The organism is Actinomycetota bacterium (assembly GCA_005774595.1).
Lineage (GTDB): Bacteria > Actinomycetota > Coriobacteriia > Anaerosomatales > D1FN1-002 > D1FN1-002.
The window spans coordinates 1-3,537 of record VAUM01000205.1 but is presented as its reverse complement, the minus strand read 5'-3'; the positions used below and the strand labels follow the sequence as shown (position 1 = coordinate 3,537).

Here is a 3,537-nt window from a genome sequence, read left to right as displayed (position 1 = left end):
GCGCTCACGGCCGCGTGCGTGCGCTGGGTCGACGAGCCCGGCGCCGTCCCGGACGCCGGGGGCGCCTCGGGGGCCGGAGGCGCGGCGGCGACCGGGACGCTCACGGGCCGCGACTCGCTCTCGAAGATGCGGCCGGATCCCAACTACGCGGTCGCGCACCCCGAGCCGTACTCATGGGCGTCCACCACCGCGCTGATCGCGCACGGCATGGGTGGCGTGGCGCCCGACCGGCGCGTGACGAACACGCTCGAGGCGTTCATCACGAACCGGGACGCCGGTTACCGCGTCTTCGAGGCGGACCTCGTGTTCAGCAAGGACGGGAGGCCCGTCTGTAGGCACGGCTGGGAGTCGTACCTCTACGAGTTCCTCGGCCAGAAGGTGGATGACCAGAACGCGTTGCTGACGGATGCGGAGTTCGAGGCGCTCCCCGTCCACGGGACGATGACCGCGCTGACCCTCGACGACCTCGTCACGCTCATGAAGGCGTATCCCGACACCTGGATCGTGACGGACACCAAGAGCAAAGAGCCCGCCGAGGTCGAGCGCGCGATGCGCGCCATCCTGGAAGCGGTCGGGGACGATCGGGTGTTGCTCGAGCGGTTCGTCATCCAAGTGTACGACGAGGACATGCTCGCGACCGTCCGGAAGGTCCACGACTTCCGCAACGTCATCTACACGCTCTACCAGCTCGAAGGCACTCCCGAGGCCGCGATCGACTATGCGGCGGCCAGCGGCGTGAAGGTGGTCGCGATGCCCGACACGATGTGGAGTGCCGCGCTGGCCGAGCGGGCGAGGGACCGGAAGCTCGTCACGGCGGTCTACACGGTGAACGACCCGAAGGACGCGCGGCGCTACCTGGACTCCGGCGTGACGCTGCTGTACTCGGACTTCCTCACGCCGGCCGATCTGTAGCCGCCGGCCGCCGGCCGCCGCGCCGCGTGGTACGCTCGGCCCGCTACGGCGAGGGGAGGCGTTTCGCAGGTGTGTGACTGAGACCGGCACGGCCCGGCTTCGAGCCCGAGTGCGAGCGCGTTCGCCCGCAACCTGCGTCAGCCCATGCCGTTGCCGCGCAAGGTGTGGCTCGTCGTCCGCAACCCGCTCCTCAAGCTGTTCCGGCTCAAGACGTGCTGCGGCCATCCGGGCGAGCCGGGCTGTTGAGAGTGAGCGTGCGGTCGTGCGCCGCGCGCGGGGAGTGCTAGGCTCGATCCGGTAGCGTTCCCGCGCACAAGGGAGTGACATGCGCCTCGCGATCTGCCAGATCGACCCTCTGGTCGGCGACATCGCCGGCAACGCGGACCGCGTGATCGCCGCGGTGGTCGAGGCCGAGGCGGCCGGCGCCACGTTCACGCTGACCCCGGAACTCGCCCTGACCGGTTATCCCCCCGAGGACCTGCTCGCCAAGGACCACTTCGTCGAGGACAACCTCGACGCGCTCGAACGGGTCGCCGCGGTCTGTCGCCACAACACGCTTGTGGGGTTCGTCGACCGCGAGGACGACGCGCTCTACAACGCGGCGGCGCTGTGCGGCAACGGTCGCGTGCTGCGAACCTACCGCAAGCGCCTGCTGCCCAACTACGGCGTCTTCGACGAGCGCCGCTGGTTCACGCCGGGCGACGATCCAGGCCTCGTCGAGTTCGGCGGCGAGCTGTACGGTCTGACCATCTGCGAGGACGTCTGGGAGCCGGAGCCCGTCGCCGAGGCCGCGGCCGCCGGCGCGCGCCTCGTGCTGAACATCTCGGCCTCGCCGTTCGACGCGGGCAAGGGCGAGCGCCGTGAGGCCATGCTCCGGGCGCGCGCGCGCGACAACGGTGTGTGGCTCGCGTACTGCAACCTCGTCGGCGGCCAGGACGAGCTGGTCTTCGACGGCCGCTCGTGCGTCATCTCGCCGGACGGCGAGACCGTCGCACGCGCCAAGCCGTTCGCGGAGGACCTGCTGGTGGTCGACTTCTCGCCCACCGGCAGGCTCGGCGCCGCGGACCGCGTCGAGCCGGCGCTCGAAGGTCCCGAGGAGGTCTGGCGCGCCCTCACGCTCGGCCTCGGCGACTACTGCCGCAAGAACGGCTTCGTGCACGTGGTCATCGGCCTGTCGGGCGGCATCGACTCGGCGCTCACCGCCGCGCTGGCCGCCGACACGCTGGGAGCGGACCGCGTGCACGGCGTGCTCATGCCGTCGCGCTACTCCTCCGAGCACTCGCTCACCGATGCGCGCGACCTGGCCGCGGCGCTCGGCATCGGGACGCTCGAGATACCGATCGAGGGCCCGTTCGGGGCGTACGAGTCCGTGCTCGCGCCCGCATTCGAAGGCCGCGGCGCGGACGTCACGGAGGAGAACCTGCAGGCGCGCGTGCGCGGCACGCTGCTGATGGCGCTGTCGAACAAGTTCGGCTGGCTCGTGCTCGCCACGGGCAACAAGTCCGAGCTGTCGGTCGGCTACTCGACGCTCTACGGCGACATGGTCGGCGGCTTCGCGCCGTTGAAGGACGTCTTCAAGACGCGCGTGTACGAGCTCGCCCGCTGGCGCAACTCGCAGGCCGGCGGACCGGTGATCCCCGAGAGCACGCTCACCAAGGCGCCGAGCGCCGAGCTCCGGGAGGGCCAGACCGACCAGGACTCCTTGCCGCCCTACGACGAGCTCGACGCGGTGCTCGCCGCCTACGTGGAGCAGGACGCCTCTCGGGATGCGATCGCAGCGGCCGGGCACGAGCCGCAGCTCGTGGCGCGCGTCTGCCGCATGGTCGATGCTGCCGAGTACAAGCGCCGGCAGGGCCCGCTCGGTGTGCGCATCACGCACAAGGCGTTCGGCCGCGACCGCCGGATCCCCGTGACGAACGGCTACTTGGGATGATGGGTCACGCAACCACTTCCGCAATCGCGCGTGATAGCGGTAAGATTCATTCACGAGGGAGGTGTCTGCCTCATGGGCCGACTTCATGACGCTGTCGTGCAGATCGACGAGATCATCGCCGACCGGGGGCTCGACGCGTTCAAGACCAAGGGTGAGATCAGCCTCAAGGCGGGCTTCTTCCTGTCTCTCATCTTCGAGAACAGCCCTGACGAAGAAGACAAGATCGCGGCGGTCAAGAACGCCGCGAAAGAGGTCCTCGGCGTAGACATCCGCGTCTGACGGGCCCGAAGTGAAGCACCGCATCCGCAGGCGGCTCGCGCTCCTCTTCGCCGCGCTCGTCGCCGTCGCGCTGCCGTTACTGTGGCTGATGGCGGACCTCCAGTACCGAGCCGAACTCCGGGACGACGCCGGCGACGCGCTCGTGGCCGCCCGCGAGGCGTACGCTGAACTGGTCCGCGTGGACCGGGCCAAGCTCGGCGCCGCGCTCGACGTCGCCAGGGCCGACCAGCGCCTGCTCGCGCTGTTCACCGCCCGCGACCGCGCGGGCCTCTACGCCGCCGCGGAGCCGACCTACCAGGAGATCCGCGACGAGCACCGCATCACGCACTGGTACTTCATCCTCCCGCCGCCCGAGAGCACCTGCTTCCTGCGCGTCCACAACCGTTTCAAAGCGGACGATGTCATCTCTCGCC

The 3,537-nt window shown here is 70.0% G+C and carries 4 protein-coding genes; all 4 read left to right on the top strand.

The annotated features are described in order from the left end of the window. Positions 1–18 precede the first annotated feature (18 nt). Positions 19–912 carry a hypothetical protein gene (locus tag FDZ70_07920; protein ID TLM73171.1) on the top strand — a complete coding sequence of 298 codons (894 nt, stop codon included), beginning with the start codon at positions 19–21 and terminating at the stop codon, positions 910–912. 325 nt (positions 913–1,237) lie between these two features. Beyond that, on the top strand, positions 1,238–2,845 hold the full coding sequence (locus FDZ70_07915; protein ID TLM73170.1) for an NAD+ synthase: 1,608 nt from the start codon (positions 1,238–1,240) through the stop codon (positions 2,843–2,845). Between the two features lie 72 nt (positions 2,846–2,917). Further along, on the top strand, positions 2,918–3,124 hold the full coding sequence (locus FDZ70_07910; protein ID TLM73169.1) for a hypothetical protein: 207 nt from the start codon (positions 2,918–2,920) through the stop codon (positions 3,122–3,124). Positions 3,125–3,134: 10 nt separating this feature from the next. Then, the coding region (locus FDZ70_07905; protein TLM73168.1) for a hypothetical protein at positions 3,135–3,537 on the top strand (403 nt) is incomplete at its 3' end.

Excerpts from the sequence above, each read along its gene's own strand:
- FDZ70_07915 (TLM73170.1), top strand. The coding sequence starts at position 1,238 with ATGCGCCTCGCGATCTGCCAGATCGACCCTCTGGTCGGCGACATCGCC.
- FDZ70_07910 (TLM73169.1), top strand. The coding sequence starts at position 2,918 with ATGGGCCGACTTCATGACGCTGTCGTGCAGATCGACGAGATCATCGCC.